Annotated in this window: 15 protein-coding genes; 5 read left to right on the top strand and 10 right to left on the bottom strand. The window is 65.3% G+C overall.

What is annotated here, in order from left to right:
* Nucleotides 1–57: 57 nt before the first annotated feature.
* The 5 genes from ACX82Z_RS04775 to ACX82Z_RS04755 all read left to right on the top strand — a co-directional run bounded on the left by ACX82Z_RS04775 (nucleotide 58) and on the right by ACX82Z_RS04755 (nucleotide 5,917).
* Nucleotides 58–1,638, top strand: a complete 1,581-nt coding sequence (locus ACX82Z_RS04775) for a cytochrome ubiquinol oxidase subunit I (RefSeq protein ID WP_459586869.1) — start codon at nucleotides 58–60, stop codon at nucleotides 1,636–1,638.
* Between the two features lie 12 nt (nucleotides 1,639–1,650).
* Nucleotides 1,651–2,796: a cytochrome d ubiquinol oxidase subunit II gene (cydB, locus tag ACX82Z_RS04770; protein WP_459586868.1), complete on the top strand. Its 1,146-nt coding sequence runs from the start codon at nucleotides 1,651–1,653 to the stop codon at nucleotides 2,794–2,796.
* Between the two features lie 12 nt (nucleotides 2,797–2,808).
* Nucleotides 2,809–2,916 (top strand): cytochrome bd-I oxidase subunit CydX, encoded by a 108-nt coding sequence (gene cydX, locus ACX82Z_RS04765; protein ID WP_459586867.1) that lies wholly within the window; start codon nucleotides 2,809–2,811, stop codon nucleotides 2,914–2,916.
* A 286-nt stretch (nucleotides 2,917–3,202) separates the two neighbouring features.
* Nucleotides 3,203–4,033: a universal stress protein gene (locus ACX82Z_RS04760; RefSeq protein ID WP_459586866.1), complete on the top strand. Its 831-nt coding sequence runs from the start codon at nucleotides 3,203–3,205 to the stop codon at nucleotides 4,031–4,033.
* A gap of 48 nt (nucleotides 4,034–4,081) precedes the next feature.
* A complete protein-coding gene (locus ACX82Z_RS04755; RefSeq protein WP_459911616.1) occupies nucleotides 4,082–5,917 on the top strand; it encodes an acetate/propionate family kinase in 1,836 nt (611 codons plus the stop codon).
* Nucleotides 5,918–5,959: 42 nt separating this feature from the next.
* Here ACX82Z_RS04755 and ACX82Z_RS04750 read toward each other — a convergent pair whose 3' ends face one another.
* From ACX82Z_RS04750 to ACX82Z_RS04705, 10 genes are all read right to left on the bottom strand, one after another.
* Nucleotides 5,960–6,607: a nitroreductase family protein gene (locus ACX82Z_RS04750; protein WP_459586865.1), complete on the bottom strand. Its 648-nt coding sequence runs from the start codon at nucleotides 6,605–6,607 to the stop codon at nucleotides 5,960–5,962.
* A gap of 83 nt (nucleotides 6,608–6,690) precedes the next feature.
* Nucleotides 6,691–7,092 carry a CBS domain-containing protein gene (locus ACX82Z_RS04745; RefSeq protein ID WP_459586864.1) on the bottom strand — a complete coding sequence of 134 codons (402 nt, stop codon included), beginning with the start codon at nucleotides 7,090–7,092 and terminating at the stop codon, nucleotides 6,691–6,693.
* On the bottom strand, nucleotides 7,089–7,253 hold the full coding sequence (locus ACX82Z_RS04740; protein ID WP_459586863.1) for a hypothetical protein: 165 nt from the start codon (nucleotides 7,251–7,253) through the stop codon (nucleotides 7,089–7,091). Before ACX82Z_RS04740 ends, ACX82Z_RS04745 begins: the two co-directional genes overlap by 4 nt.
* 1 nt (nucleotide 7,254) lies before the next feature.
* Nucleotides 7,255–8,226, bottom strand: a complete 972-nt coding sequence (locus tag ACX82Z_RS04735) for an FAD:protein FMN transferase (RefSeq protein ID WP_459586862.1) — start codon at nucleotides 8,224–8,226, stop codon at nucleotides 7,255–7,257.
* Nucleotides 8,227–8,230: 4 nt separating this feature from the next.
* Nucleotides 8,231–9,451, bottom strand: a complete 1,221-nt coding sequence (gene nqrF, locus ACX82Z_RS04730; protein ID WP_459586861.1) for an NADH:ubiquinone reductase (Na(+)-transporting) subunit F — start codon at nucleotides 9,449–9,451, stop codon at nucleotides 8,231–8,233.
* Nucleotides 9,448–10,050, bottom strand: coding sequence for an NADH:ubiquinone reductase (Na(+)-transporting) subunit E (nqrE, locus tag ACX82Z_RS04725; protein WP_459586860.1), 603 nt, complete (start codon nucleotides 10,048–10,050; stop codon nucleotides 9,448–9,450). The genes nqrF and nqrE overlap by 4 nt, the downstream gene beginning before the upstream one ends.
* The gene (locus tag ACX82Z_RS04720) at nucleotides 10,047–10,703 is read right to left on the bottom strand and encodes an NADH:ubiquinone reductase (Na(+)-transporting) subunit D (protein ID WP_459586859.1); all 657 of its coding nucleotides are present in this window, start codon (nucleotides 10,701–10,703) and stop codon (nucleotides 10,047–10,049) included. Before ACX82Z_RS04720 ends, nqrE begins: the two co-directional genes overlap by 4 nt.
* Nucleotides 10,700–11,509, bottom strand: coding sequence for an NADH:ubiquinone reductase (Na(+)-transporting) subunit C (gene nqrC / locus ACX82Z_RS04715; protein WP_459586858.1), 810 nt, complete (start codon nucleotides 11,507–11,509; stop codon nucleotides 10,700–10,702). Before nqrC ends, ACX82Z_RS04720 begins: the two co-directional genes overlap by 4 nt.
* The gene (locus ACX82Z_RS04710; RefSeq protein WP_459586857.1) at nucleotides 11,502–12,293 is read right to left on the bottom strand and encodes an RnfABCDGE type electron transport complex subunit D; all 792 of its coding nucleotides are present in this window, start codon (nucleotides 12,291–12,293) and stop codon (nucleotides 11,502–11,504) included. Before ACX82Z_RS04710 ends, nqrC begins: the two co-directional genes overlap by 8 nt.
* Nucleotides 12,290–13,516: a hypothetical protein gene (locus ACX82Z_RS04705; RefSeq protein ID WP_459586856.1), complete on the bottom strand. Its 1,227-nt coding sequence runs from the start codon at nucleotides 13,514–13,516 to the stop codon at nucleotides 12,290–12,292. Before ACX82Z_RS04705 ends, ACX82Z_RS04710 begins: the two co-directional genes overlap by 4 nt.
* Between the last annotated feature and the right edge of the window lie 186 nt (nucleotides 13,517–13,702).

Below are 13,702 nucleotides of genomic sequence, written 5' to 3'. Positions count from 1 at the left end.
CCTAGACCGCGCAAAGACCCGGCACGGGACCGGGAGCGAGAACGGGGCACCACCGCCATGATCGACATGACCGTCGTCGACCTGTCGCGGCTGCAATTCGCAGCAACCGCGATGTACCATTTCATTTTCATACCACTGACGCTTGGCCTTTCGTTCATCATGGCCATCATGGAGAGCGTCTACGTCATGACCGGCCGGGAAATCTGGCGGAAGATGACGCTCTTCTGGGGCACGCTCTTCGGCATCAACTTCGCCATGGGCGTTGCGACCGGCATCGTGATGGAATTCCAGTTCGGCATGAACTGGTCCTATTACAGCCACTATGTCGGTGACGTCTTCGGCGCGCCGCTCGCCATCGAAGGCCTGATGGCCTTCTTCCTGGAGGCGACGTTTGTCGGCCTGTTCTTCTTCGGCTGGGACCGCCTGTCCAAGGTCGGCCACCTGATCGTGACCTGGCTGGTGGCGCTCGGCGCGAACCTGTCGGCTTTGTGGATTTTGATCGCGAATGGGTGGATGCAGAACCCGGTCGGGTCGAGCTTCAATCCGGACACGATGCGCATGGAAGTCACCGACTTCATGGCCGTCATCTTCAATCCGGTCGCGCAGGCCAAGTTCGTCCACACCGTTTCGGCCGGCTACGTGACCGGCGCGGTCTTCGTGATGGCGATCAGCGCGCTCTACCTTTTGTGGGGCCGCCACCAGGAACTCGCCCGCCGCTCGATGGTGGTGGCAGCGAGTTTCGGCCTCGCTTCCTCCTTGTCGGTCGTCGTCCTCGGCGACGAGAGCGGCTATGTCGCGACCCAGCACCAGCGCATGAAGATCGCCGCCATGGAGGCGATGTATCATACCGAACAGGCCCCTGCCGGCCTCAACCTCATCGGCTGGGCGCGCGACGACGGCTCGATCTTCGAACTGAAGGTGCCGTGGGTGCTCGGCCTCATGACGACGCGCGGCTTCACCGAGGAGCTGCCCGGCATCAACGATCTGGTAATCGTCTCCGAACAGCGCATCCGCAGAGGTATCGAGGCCAATCTGGCGCTCGAGACGCTCCGCGAGGATCGCACGAACGAGGACGCACGCGCGACGATCGTCGAAACCTGGCCCGACCTCGGCTACGGGCTTCTCCTGAAGAAGTACCGCCAGGACATCGCGAACGCGACGGACGCCGAGATCGCGGCTGCCGCACAGGATACGGTGCCGGCCGTCTGGCCGCTCTTCTGGACCTTCCGCGTGATGGTCGCCGCCGGCTTCTTCTTCATCGGCTTCTTCGCCCTCGCCTTCTGGAAGGCCTCGCGCGGCACGCTGGAGACCAGCCGCCCCTTCCTGTGGACGGCGGTGTGGATGCTGCCTTTGCCGTGGATCGCGGGCGAGGCTGGATGGATCATCGCTGAATACGGTCGCCAGCCATGGGCGATCGAAGGCGTGCTGCCGACCTTCTATGCAGCGTCGAGCCTGACGATCCTCGACCTCGTGATCAGCCTGACCTTTTTCGTCACGCTCTACACCATCCTCGCCGCGATCATGGTCTGGCTGATGGTGCGCGTCATCAAGGCGGGGCCTCAGGACAAGTTCGCGCTTGCCTATGATGACGAGGACGACACCGAAATCAACGCCGCCGCCAAACCGGCCCGCGCTTAAGGAACACGGATCATGGAAAACATCCCGATCGACTACACGACGCTGCGGCTCATCTGGTGGGGATTGCTCGGCGTCCTCCTGATCGGCTTCGCCATCATGGGGGGAATGGATCTGGGCGTCGGCGCGCTGTTGCCGGCCGTCGCCCGCACGGACGAGGAGCGCCGCGTGCTCCTCAACATGTCAGGCCCGACCTGGGAGGGGAACCAGGTCTGGCTGGTGCTGGGCGGCGGAGCGATCTTCGCCGCCTGGCCGCCTCTTTACGCCGTATCCTTCTCCGGCTTCTACCTCGCAATGATCGTGATCCTGCTGGCACTGATCCTGCGGCCCGTCGGCTTCAAGTTTCGCGGCAAGGTCGAGCACGGGCGCTGGCGCTCGGCATGGGACTGGGCGCTGTTCGTCGGCGGCGCGGTGCCGGCGCTGATCTTCGGCGTCGCGGTCGGCAACGTGCTTCTGGGCGCACCCTTCCGGTTCGATTCCACCATGCGCATCTTCTATGACGGCAATTTCCTCGGTCTCCTGATGCCCTATGCACTTCTGTGCGGTCTCGTCAGCCTCGGCATGTGCGTGACGATGGGAGCGACGGTCATCGCCAAGCGCACGGAAGGCGCGATCGCGTCGCGGGCGCGTACCTATGGATCGGCAAGCGCGGTTTTGACGGCGCTCCTGTTCGCGCTCGGCGGGATCTGGACGGGACTGATCGATGGCTACGTGATCTCCGGCGAGATCGCGACCGACGGCTTCTCCGATCCACTCGCCAAGGAAGTCGCGGTCGTCGCGGGCGGCTGGCTGTCGAACTATGCAGCCTATCCGTGGATGATCGTCGCGCCGGCGCTCGGCTCCGGCGCGGCGGTTCTGGTGGCGTTGGCGCTCTATTTGCGATGGCACGTCGTCGCGATCCTCGCCGCCGCCACGTCGAGCTTCGGCATCGTCTCGACGGCGGGTCTGTCGCTCTTCCCCTTCCTTCTGCCGTCCTCCGCCGGTCCGCGCTTCAGCCTGACGGTCTGGGATTCCTCGTCCAGCCATCTGACGCTGTTCATTATGCTGATCGCGACGGTCATCTTCATGCCGATCATCCTGGCCTACACGACGTGGGTCTTCCGCGTCATGCGCGGGCCGGTGACGACGGAAAGCCTCTCGCGCAACCCGAACGCCTACTAAGGAGATTTCATCATGTGGTATTTCGCCTGGATTCTTGGCGTCGGTCTCGCCTGCACCTTCGCCATACTCAATGCGATGTGGTTCGAGATGCGTGAGGATCGCGGCAAGCCTCCGGTCTGAACCGCCGATCTTCATGCCGAACGGAAGGGCCGGAGCCGATGCTTCGGCCTTTTTGCCGTCAGCACGCGAAAGCTTGACCTGGATCAAAACGTTACATCGCGACGAAGGCGATGGTTCAGTGACAACAAGGAGAACCGTCATGCCTATCGAAACGATCCTCGTCCTCACCGGCATCGTTGCCGTCTTCGGCGGTTTCGCCGGCATGGTCTGCTTTGCTGATCTGACCTGGCAGGGAAATCGCAAATAAGGACCCCTGCCCGCCAATTCGCAACCGGAGATCAAATTCATGCGCCTGATCCATCTTCCGATTTCGACGACGGTGAAGCTGCCGGCCGAGGGCGAATGCGCCGCGCTGGCGGCAGCCGCGAAATCGCTTGGCGGTCGTCTCGAAGTCGTCGTGCAGGAACTTGTCACGCCCCAGATCGCCTCCGCTCTGGGCGGTATGGTGATTGACATTCCGTCGATCCGCCAGGAACTGGAACAGCGAAGCCGGGAGGATGCCAAGGCGGCAGGCGCACTGCTCGTCGCAGCCGCCTTGCGACTGGATGTGCCTTTCGACTTGGCTCATATCCGGTCATACCCAGCGGATTTCGCGGCGCAGGCGGTCGAGACTGCGCGCCATTGCGACCTCTCGCTAGTGCTTGTCCGACCGGGCATCGAAGCGGATGGTCTGCTGGCCGAGGCACTGACGTTCGGATCGGGACGGCCTGTAATTCTCGTTCCCTCCGCCGCGGGAAATCTCGACATACACCGGATCGCGGTGGCTTGGGATGGTAGCCGCGTCGCTGCGCGCGCCTTCGGCGACGCATTGGCGCTGTTTCCCGATGCCGGGATCGAAATTCTGGTCGTGGGCGATGAAAAGCGCATCGAGGCGGCGAAAACGAGCGAACGCATCGTCGCCGCGCTCGGCCGGGCCGGGCGCTCCGCCAGGCCTCACCTCGTCTCCCGCATCGGCACGCCGGTCGGCGAAGCCTTGCAAAAGGCTGCGCTGGAGCAGGAATGCGATATGCTCGTCATGGGCGGCTTCGGTCATTCGCGACTGCGCGATTTCATCCTCGGCGGCGCCACCGCGAGCGTCCTTGCAGATTTGCGACTACCGGTGCTGATGTCCCACTGAGGACGGCTTTCGGCGAAACCGGATGGACGCGGGCGCATCGCACCCCCTATCATCGGTGCGTCGGCGACATTCGCGCCGGACCGAACCGGAGACCGCCCCATCCCTATACTCGTCTTCAATGCCGGCAGTTCAAGCCTGAAGTTTGGGCTGTTTGAAACCGTCGGTTCCGAACGTCACATCCTCAAGGCAACCTATGACCGGTTCGACGGCCGCGAATGCAGCTATCGCATCGAGACGGATGCCGGGCGCGAAGAAGGAAAAACGGATTTCGGCAGTCTGGAAGCCGCGATCGCGGCGGTGCCCCGCGTTCTGGAGGCGCGGGGTCTTGGCCGCCCCGATGCCATTGGCCACCGCATCGCTCATGGTGGTGAGACTTTCGCCGGGCCGGCGCTGATCGACAACGCCGTCATCGATGAGATCGAGGCACTCGTGCCGCTGGCTCCGCTCCACAATCCGGCGGGTCTCGCCGGCGTACGAACGGCGCGCGAGCTTTGGCCCGACCTGCCTCAGGCCGCTGTGTTCGACACCTCGTTTCACCTTGCCAATCCGCCCCGCGCCTCGACCTACGCCGTGCCGAAGGCCTGGCGCGAGGCGGGCCTGCGCCGGTTCGGTTTTCACGGGACGTCGCATCGGTACGTCGCAGAGCGCGCTGCGGCGGAAATCGGACGGAAGCTGCGCGATCTGAAGCTCATCAGCCTGCATCTGGGCAACGGCGCGAGCGCCTGCGCGATCAGCCTCGGCGAGAGCATCGACAGCTCCATGGGCATGACGCCGCTCGAAGGGCTGGTGATGGGCACGCGTTCGGGCGATGTAGATCCCGGCATCTTCGCCTTCCTGAATCGCAGGCTCGGCCTGTCGATCGCGCAGATCGAGGCTGCGCTTAACGAGGGGAGCGGGCTCAAGGGCCTGACCGGCTCGTCCGACCTGCGTAATGTCGAGGAACGCGCCGCCGAAGGCGACGCCGACGCGCAGCTTGCCGTCGAACTCGTCGCATACCGGGCGCGCAAATATATCGGAGCCTATGCCGCCGCCATGGGGGGCCTCGATGCCGTGGTGTTCACCGGCGGCATAGGCGAAAACTCCCCGTCCATGCGTCGGCGCATCTGCGACGGGTTGGAATTCCTCGGCCTGAAGCTCGACATCGACCGCAACAAGTCGGTCGACCTTTCCGATTACGCCGCGCCGCAGGTGCAGGCCTACGGCTCGCGCGTGCAAGTGCTGGTTACCGAAACGGCCGAACAACTGATGATCGCACGCGAGGTCGCCGCGCTTCTGGAGCGGCCTGCCGCCGTCACCGTGTCGATACCGGTCGCCGTCTCCGCTCGCCATTGCCATCTCGACGCCGCTGCGGTCGCCGCTTTGTTTGGCGAGGGATATCAACTGAAGCCGAAGGCTCCGCTGCGCCAGCCCGGTCATTGGGTAGCCGAGGAACGCGTGGCGATCGAGGGGCCGAAGGGTAGGCTCGAACGCATCGCTATCCTCGGCCCGCTGCGCAGCCGCGTACAGGTCGAAATCTCGCGCACGGACGGCTTCGCACTCGGTGTGGAGCCGCCGGTGCGCGACAGCGGCAAGCTGACTGACACGCCGACCGTCCGGCTGCTCGGCCCTGCGGGAAGCATCGAGACCGACGGCCTGATCGTGGCGGCGCGCCATATCCACACCAATGCATCCGACGCCGCGCGCCTCGGTCTGGTCGACGGACAGGAAGTAGCGGTGCGGATCGGCGACGGCGAGCGCACGCTGACTTTTTCGGGAACGCTCGTGCGCGTCGGTAAGGATTCGGTCACCGAGATGCATATCGACACCGACGAGGCCAATGCAGCGGGTCTCGGTGCGGGCGCGGAAGGCGAGATTGTCGCCACGACGAGTGGCCTTATGGCCTGAAAGCCCCCGCCCCTTGGCGAGCGGGAGCCTTACCGTCGGCCGTCAGCGTGCGTGGCCGACCGGCTGCACGTAGGTGACGAGATCGTCCTCGCCGAGCGACAGCGCCTCGGCGATGGCCGGGCGATCCGCTCCGCCGACAAGGCAGGTGCCGAGCCCTTCGGCCGCGCAGAAGAGATAGACGTTCTGCGCCATCATCGCAGTGTTGACGTGCGCGCCAATCGCCAGCGACGGATCTGCACGGTCACGGTCGGTGGCCTCGACCAGCGCGGCCTGCCGCGAGACGTAGACGAGGACGACCGGCGCACGGGCGACGAAGCCCTGCGGGCTGATGACGTCGAGAATGTCTTCGTCCAGAACGTCCGTCAGCATCTCGCCTTCGGGATCGTAAAGCGTGACGCCTGTCTCGCGCACGATATAGATGTCGACGGCCCGCGCCTGCCAGTAGGGCGCCGTGCGTCCGCCGTCCTCGGGACGGTTGATGCCGCCGGCAGCCCATAGAAGACGCAGGAGTTGATCTTCCTCGACATCGTCGCGGCCGTAATTGCGGATTGACTGCCGTTGACGCAAAGCCGTTTCGAGCGAGACCGAAGCGGTTCCCCCTGCATCCTGAGCGGCTGCCGGAAGGGCCGTCGCGGCTCCGGCCGCAAGCGCGGCGCTCGATATGAAAAGACGGCGGGACATGGTCGCCATGGATCGTCTCCTTTGCTGTTTCGACGCGACGATAGGGTGATAAGCGGCCCGCGCCTTGATCTGGCTCAAACCACGTGGGAAAATCAGCGCCACTGGGTGCTGAGCGCCTCAAGGACGTCGGTGCGGCTGATCTGGCCGACGAGAAGCCCGTGGCGGGTGACCGGAAAACGGCGGAACGAGCTTTCCACCATCCGCTCGGCGGCCGCGACGATGTCGAGCCCGGCATCGAGCGTTTCGAGGTCGCGCGCCATGTAGTCTTCGACCGCGCCGCCCCATTGCTTGTAATAGGAGGCGTTGAGCGCCGCCTTGAGGCAGTCGCGTTTCGACAGGACGCCGACGAGTTCGCCCGCATCGTCCACCACGCAGGCTCCCGAAACGCCCGCCTTCAAAAGGGTGGCGACCGCCTGCACGATCTCCGTTTCGGGCGAAAGCGTAACGAGTTCGACCTTCATATGGTCGGCGACGGTGGCGATCGAGTGGTTCATGGCGCCTCTTTTCCCTTTCGGTTCGGGCAGGCATGGCATGCGCCCTGGCAGGCAATGCCTCCGCATGATCCCTTGATCGCGCCACGCCCGGAAAGGACACCGACGGCGAGCCCGGTCATGGCGAGCGCGATGAGAACGACGGCGGCGAGAACCGTTTCCATGTCATGGCTCCAGGGAGATCTTGCGGAAGGCGGAATTGTCGATCCCGGCAAGCCCGTCGCCCGCACGAAGAAGGAAGAACGCGCCTGCGCCGTGTTTGTCGGCAAGCGCCATGCCGCGCTCCGGGCCCATCACCAGAAGCGCGGTAGCGAGCGCGTCGGCCGTCATGGCGTCGCCTGCCACGACCGAAACCGAGCTGACTTCGGTCCTGACGGGCTCGCCGGTGGCGGGGTCGATCGTGTGGCTGTAGCGGCGATCGGCGTGGGTGTAGCCGTTCACGCGATCGCCGGAGGTCGCCAGCGCCCTGTCGCCGAGCGCCACGACACGCCGGACGCCGCCGGTCAGCGGGTCCTCGATGCCGACGCGCCAGCCCGCGCCATCCGGCCGCCTGCCGCGCGCAGCGAACTCGCCGCCGATGTCGACGAGGAAAGCCTCGTGCCCGAGCCCGGAAAGAAGCGCGGCGACACGGTCCACGGCGTGGCCCTTCGCGATGCCACACAGATCGAGCGTCAGCCGTGCATCGCCTTTGCGGATGCGCGTGCCGTGGATTTCGAATTCAGCGCCGCTTGCCGTCCGTTGCCCTTCGATCGGGCCGAAGCCGTAGCGGTGAACGGCCGGACCGACGCGCGGGTCGAACGCGCCGCCGCTCTCCGCCTGCATGGCCTGCGCGGCGCGGGCCACCTTGCAGAAGGCGGCCGACACCTCGTGCCATTCGGTGTTGGCGGCGGCGTTGAGCAATCCGAGTTCGGAGTCGGCGCGAAACGGGCTCATCTCCCGGTCGACCGCGTCGAGGATCGCTGAAATCCGGTCGGCAAGCCCCGACGTATCGGGCACGTTCGCCAGCGTCACCCGCCAGCTCGTTCCGAAGGCGCGGCCAGATAGGCGCAGCATGTCGTTCGCCATCGCGATGCGCGGCAGCAGCGATGCGGCGGAAAATCCGGCCAGTGCGAGAAGTAGATCGCGGCGCGTCGTCATGGCGTCAGATCCCGAAATCGTCATTGAAGATACTGGTTGTCTCCACGCCGCATTCATCGAGCATGGCGTAGACGGCCTCGATCATCAATGGCGGGCCGCACAGATAGTATTCGCAGTCCTCCGGCGCGGGGTGGTCGCGCAGATAGGCGCGCAGGGCGACATCGTGGACGAAGCCGGTTTCGCCCTGCCAGTCGTCGCCCGCCGCCGGCTCGGAGAGCGCCGGCACCCAGCGGAAGTTCCCGTGTTTTGCCGCGAGCGCGTCGAATTCCTCGGCGTAGAAGAGTTCTCCCCTGGAGCGCGCGCCATACCAGAAGCTGATCTTCCGGTTCGTGCCCAGCCGTTCGAGCTGGTCGAAGATGATGGCGCGCAGCGGGGCCATGCCGACGCCGCCACCGATGAACACCATTTCCTTGTTCGTTTCCTGCGCGCCGAAATGCCCGTAAGGACCGGCGATCTCGACCGCATCGCCTTGCTTGAGGCTGAAAAGCCAGGACGAAACGATGCCGGGCGGCGCGGAGGGAACAGCGGGCGGCGGCGTTGCGAGGCGGATATTGAGCACGACTTGGCCGGTATCCTGCGGACGGCTTGCGACGGAATAGGCCCGGCTCACCGGTTCGTCCGCCGTTGCCACGAGCTTCGAGAGGCCCAGCTTTTCCCATGCCGCGCGGTGGGGCGCGTCGATGGCGATGTCCTTGTAGGCAAGGGCATATGCCGGCGCGATGACCTGCACGAAATTGCCGGCGCGAAAGTCGAAACCGGCGTCTGCGGGCAATGCCAGAACGATCTCCTTGATCAGCGGTGTCACGCTTTTCGTAGACATGACCGTGCAGGCCATGGTCGTAACACCCAGCACCTCGTCCGGCACCGTAACGGAAAGGTCGGAGCGCACCACGACCTGACAGGCGAGGCGCACGCCGTCGCGCAGATCGGTCGGCGTCAGGCGCGCCTTTTCGGTCGGCAGGGGATCGCCGCCGTCCGTCACGTCGGAGACGCGGCAAAGCCCGCATGTGCCCGCGCCCGCGCAGCCGGACGGCACGGCGATGCCGCCGCCGTTCAATATGTCGAGAAGCTTGAAGTTCGCCGAGCCGGAGACTTCGCGCTCGCCATTGACGGTGATGGTCACGGGACGGGCGGGCAGAAGATATTCGCGCACCGTGTTGAGCATGGCGGCGAGCGCCACCAGAAGCACGGCGAGGAAGAGAAGGGCGAGGACGATCTCCGTCACAGGATGCGCACTCCCAGGAAGGCGGAGAATCCCATCGACATCAGCCCGGTGACGATGAAGGCGATGCCGAGCCCTTCGAGGCCCTTGGGAATGTCGGCATAGCGCAGCCTTTCGCGGATGGCGGCGAGCGTGACGATCGCCAGCGCCCAGCCGATGCCGGTGCCCAGCCCGAAGACCGCGCTTTCGGCGAGATCGTATTGCCGCTCGACCATGAAGAGCGAGCCGCCGATGATCGCGCAGTTGATGGCGAGCAGCGGCAGGTAGATGCCGAGCGCGCGGTAGAGTGCGGGAATGTAGCGGTCGAGCAGCATCTCGATGATCTGCACCATCGCCGCGACGATGCCGATGAAGGTGATCAATCGCAGGAAGCCTAGATCGACATTGGGCAGGCCGAGCCAGCCGAGCGCGCCTGCCGAAAGCAGATAGGCGTGCAGCAGGTAGTTGAGCGGGACGGAGAGCGACTGCACCACTATCAGGGCGATGCCGACGCCGAAGGCGGTCTCCACCCGCTTCGACACGGCGAGGAAGGTGCACATTCCGAGGAAGAAGGAGAGCGCCAGGTTCTCCTCGAAGATCGAGCGCTGGAAAAGGTCGATCATGTGCGCGCCTCCCGCTGCGGGTGCCGCAGTTCGAACTCGCGCACCTCGATCTGGCGCGTGCGCCAGCTTCTCACCGCCCAGACCATCAGGCCGAGGATGATGAAGGCGCTGGGCGCGAGGAGCATCAGGCGCAGCGGAACGTACCAGCCGCCCTCGCTCGCCAGCGGCAGGACGGCCATGCCGAACAGCGAGCCGGAGCCTAAGAGTTCTCGGATCGCCGCCACGATCATCAGGACGAGGCTGTAACCGAGCCCGTTGCCGATGCCGTCCACCATCGAGGGGACCGGCGGATTGTGCATCGCATAGGCCTCCGTGCGGCCAAGCACGATGCAGTTGGTGGCGATCAGCGACACGAAGACCGACAGCCGCTGGCTCATCTCGTAGGCATAGGCCTGGAGGATCTGGTCGGCGACGATGACCAGCGAGGCGATGATGGTGATCTGCACGATCAGGCGTATCGAGGATGGAATGTGCCGGCGGATCAGGCTGATGATGCCGGCCGACAGGGCCAGGACGACGGTCAGCGCCACCGACATGGTCAACGCGGTCGACATGGAGGTGGTGACGGCGAGTGCCGAGCAGATGCCCAGGATGTGGACGGTCACCGGGTTCTTGTCGACCAGCGGGTCGTAAAGCCGTGCCATCAGGCTCATTCGATGTCTCCGTCACGCAAGGCGTTGAGGAAGGGGCCGTAGCCGCGCGGGCCGGTCCAGAACTGAATCATGTCGGAAACGGCAAAGCCGGTGACCGTCGCGCCCGAGATTCCGTCGACCTGGTGCGGTCCCGACGCGCCCGCGCCGACCACTTCGATGACCGGCTCGCCGGTCTCGTCGAAGACGCGCTTGCCGCTCCACTGCGCCTGCCAGGGCGCGTCGGCGATGCGCGCGCCGAGCCCCGGCGTCTCGCCCTGCTCGTAGACGGCGAGCGCGGCGACCGTGTCGAGATCCGCCTCGAGTGCGAGATAGGCGCGGATCGTGGACTGGTAGCCGGAGCCGCGCACCGGCAGCACGACCAGCGCCAGTTCGCCTTCGCGGCGCACGAAATGGACAAGCGCGTGGTTTTCGCGCCGGCCGATGCCGGCAAGATCCTCGCGGCGCGAAAGGTCGGTGCTGGCGTTCGGATCAGCCGCGGCCGCATTTTGGTCGAAGGTGGCGGGATCGATTTCGTCGTCGATGCGGCCGGTGTCGAGATCGACGACGCGGGTCTCGACCGCGTCCGCGCCGGCATCGGCCAGAATGTCGCCGATGCCGGGAAGCGCGGCGAGCATCGACGTCATGCGCGCCTGCCGCTGGCCTTCGATATTGGCCTGCTGAACCGGCCGCAGCGTTACAGCCGCGATCGAGACGGTCAACCCGCAGCCAAGCGCGACGAGGAAGGCGACGCCGAGCGTCTTCACCCGGTCGTCGTTCGGCCGCGCGAGAAACGCGCGCCAGACGCGGAAGATCGATCGGTCAGCCATGGCGCGCGGCCCTCCGGCGGATGTGGAGCGCGATGATGATCTGGTCGATCGTCGGCGCGAAGATCGACGCCATGAGGATCGCGAAGACGACGGAGCCGAAGAGTTCGCCCGCTTGCGAGAACAGCGCGGCGAGCGTCCCGACGAGAAGACCGTGAATGACGCGCCCCGGATTTGTCGACGCCGAGGCGACCGGATCGGCGGCGAGGTAGAGCACGGCGAAAACGATCGCACCGGACAGGAACGGCGCGGCCGGTTCCCCGCCGACGGCCCACAGGACCAGCGGCATGGCGATCGCGAAGCCGAGAAGGATGCGCCGTGCCGCCTGTCCGGTGACCAGAAGTAGAACCAGAGCGGGCAGGAGCGTCCAGACTGGAATGTCCGGTCCGGCGCGATAGGTCGCATCCGTGAAGGAAAACATGACGAAAGCGAGCACCACGACGGCGGGATGCACAAAATTGCGCCCCCGGCCGCCGAAGATTTGCTCGCCGATGACGATGCCGAAGGTCATACCGAGGGCCAGTTGCCAGAACGGCGCGTCGGCGGGAACGAGGATGGCGACCAAAAGCGCGGTCACGATGCCGCTCGGCTCCATGGCGCGGCCGCGCACACGGCAGAACAGCGCCTGCCAGAAGAGCGTCACAATGAGAAGCAGCACGATCCTCGGTAGGACCACCGGACCTTGCAGGAGTAGGATCGCGGCAAGCGGCAGCGCCAGCCCGAGAAGAGCGGGGAAAACGCTGTGGCGGAATGCCGAGCCGGGGGCGATGAAGGCGGGCCAGATCATAACGCGGCCTCCAGATCGTCCAGCGTGCGGCGCAGGAGCGCGCCGTAGTCGACGCCGTCGATCCTCGACAAAAGCGCCATATCCTCCTCGACGAGTTCGAGCGCGCCGAGCCGTTCGGCCGTCTCTACGTCTCCGATGCTGATGGCGCGCAGGAACGGGACGGCCAGGACGCCGGCGGGCGCGGCGCCTTCATGCGCAGCGTTGGGCACCAGGGCTTCGGGCCTGCGCGCAAGGAAGCGCTGCAACAGTGCGAGCGCCCCTGCTGGCTCCCTCGAAGGCGCGCGATGTGGCAGCGCAGTGACCTGGAGATGGTAGCGGCTGAGATAATGGTCGGGGTACCCGTCAAGCGGCGAGCCGGAAAGAAGGCGCGGCGTGCCTGTGATTTGCCCCGCCGTCAGGTCGCGCAACGACGCGCCCATCGGCATGCGAAAGAGTTCGGAAGAAAGGATCGCCGGGCCGGCAACCGAAACGACGCGCTCGCCCCATATGCGTCCCGTCCCCAGGAGATGGCCGAGCGCGATCACGTCCTGATAACCGATCTGCCAGACCAGACGGCCCCGTCCGACGGGGTGGAGCTTGTGGATATGCGTTCCCGGCAGCCCCATCGGATGGGCACCGGAAAAGTCGGCGGGTCGCGTTCCCGCGACATCGGGAATGTCGGCGCCCTTGGCCTTGCAAACCCATGTCGTGCCTTCGGGTAGCATTGCGAGCGCAACCGCCCCCCGCACGAAATCGTCGCGATGGGCGCGGATGACGACAACGGGATCAGGTGCCTGCGGGGCGGTGTCGATGGCGGTGATGAACAAGGCGTCGGCACGTCCGGCCGGATCGGCGATACGCCCGAAAGGGCGCGCCCGCAGAGACGGCCACAGCCCGCTTTCGAGAAGCAAGGCAATCAGGCTTTGGCGATCGGGTGCCGCCGGAACACTGAAAATGCGCGACGCGTCTCCGTCGATATCGATCACAAGCGCGTCGAGGCTGCGGCGTGCGCCGCGGGAAATGTCGCGAATGCGGCCCGCGACGGGTGCGACGTGGCGGATCTCCGGTCGCCTGCGGTCGGTGAACAGCAGTTCGCCCGCCGCAACGTTCTGTCCCTGCTCGATTGCAAAAGCGGGCCTTAGACCCGGAAAGTCACGGCCGAGAAGCGCGACCGACCTGACTGCGGCCAGCGCGAATTCGTTGTCGCTGTCCTGCTTGAACGCCGGAGACGGCTCCGATGTCAATGTACCGCTCCATTGTCGCAAATTAGAAATATGAATGCCTGCATATTTAGGATGTTAGAGTTTTGCTTGGATCGATCTGGTCATAGACGAAATCTTGGGCGGCAATTTTGATCTGGATCATCTTGGCATTGCACGCGACGAATAAAACTGCACCGACAGGGAGCACGAAGCAGCTATAGCGTAAGG

The organism is Aliihoeflea sp. PC F10.4 (assembly GCF_054612275.1).
This window is presented reverse-complemented; position numbering and strand designations above follow the sequence as displayed.

Coding starts and splice junctions, on each gene's coding strand:
- ACX82Z_RS04735 (WP_459586862.1), bottom strand. CDS start 8,226: ATGACGACGCGCCGCGATCTACTTCTCGCACTGGCCGGATTTTCCGCC.
- ACX82Z_RS04760 (WP_459586866.1), top strand. CDS start 3,203: ATGCGCCTGATCCATCTTCCGATTTCGACGACGGTGAAGCTGCCGGCC.
- ACX82Z_RS04740 (WP_459586863.1), bottom strand. CDS start 7,253: ATGGAAACGGTTCTCGCCGCCGTCGTTCTCATCGCGCTCGCCATGACC.
- ACX82Z_RS04710 (WP_459586857.1), bottom strand. CDS start 12,293: ATGATCTGGCCCGCCTTCATCGCCCCCGGCTCGGCATTCCGCCACAGC.
- ACX82Z_RS04745 (WP_459586864.1), bottom strand. CDS start 7,092: ATGAACCACTCGATCGCCACCGTCGCCGACCATATGAAGGTCGAACTC.
- nqrC (WP_459586858.1), bottom strand. CDS start 11,509: ATGGCTGACCGATCGATCTTCCGCGTCTGGCGCGCGTTTCTCGCGCGG.
- ACX82Z_RS04775 (WP_459586869.1), top strand. CDS start 58: ATGATCGACATGACCGTCGTCGACCTGTCGCGGCTGCAATTCGCAGCA.
- ACX82Z_RS04750 (WP_459586865.1), bottom strand. CDS start 6,607: ATGGCGACCATGTCCCGCCGTCTTTTCATATCGAGCGCCGCGCTTGCG.
- nqrE (WP_459586860.1), bottom strand. CDS start 10,050: ATGATCGACCTTTTCCAGCGCTCGATCTTCGAGGAGAACCTGGCGCTC.
- ACX82Z_RS04720 (WP_459586859.1), bottom strand. CDS start 10,703: ATGAGCCTGATGGCACGGCTTTACGACCCGCTGGTCGACAAGAACCCG.
- cydB (WP_459586868.1), top strand. CDS start 1,651: ATGGAAAACATCCCGATCGACTACACGACGCTGCGGCTCATCTGGTGG.
- cydX (WP_459586867.1), top strand. CDS start 2,809: ATGTGGTATTTCGCCTGGATTCTTGGCGTCGGTCTCGCCTGCACCTTC.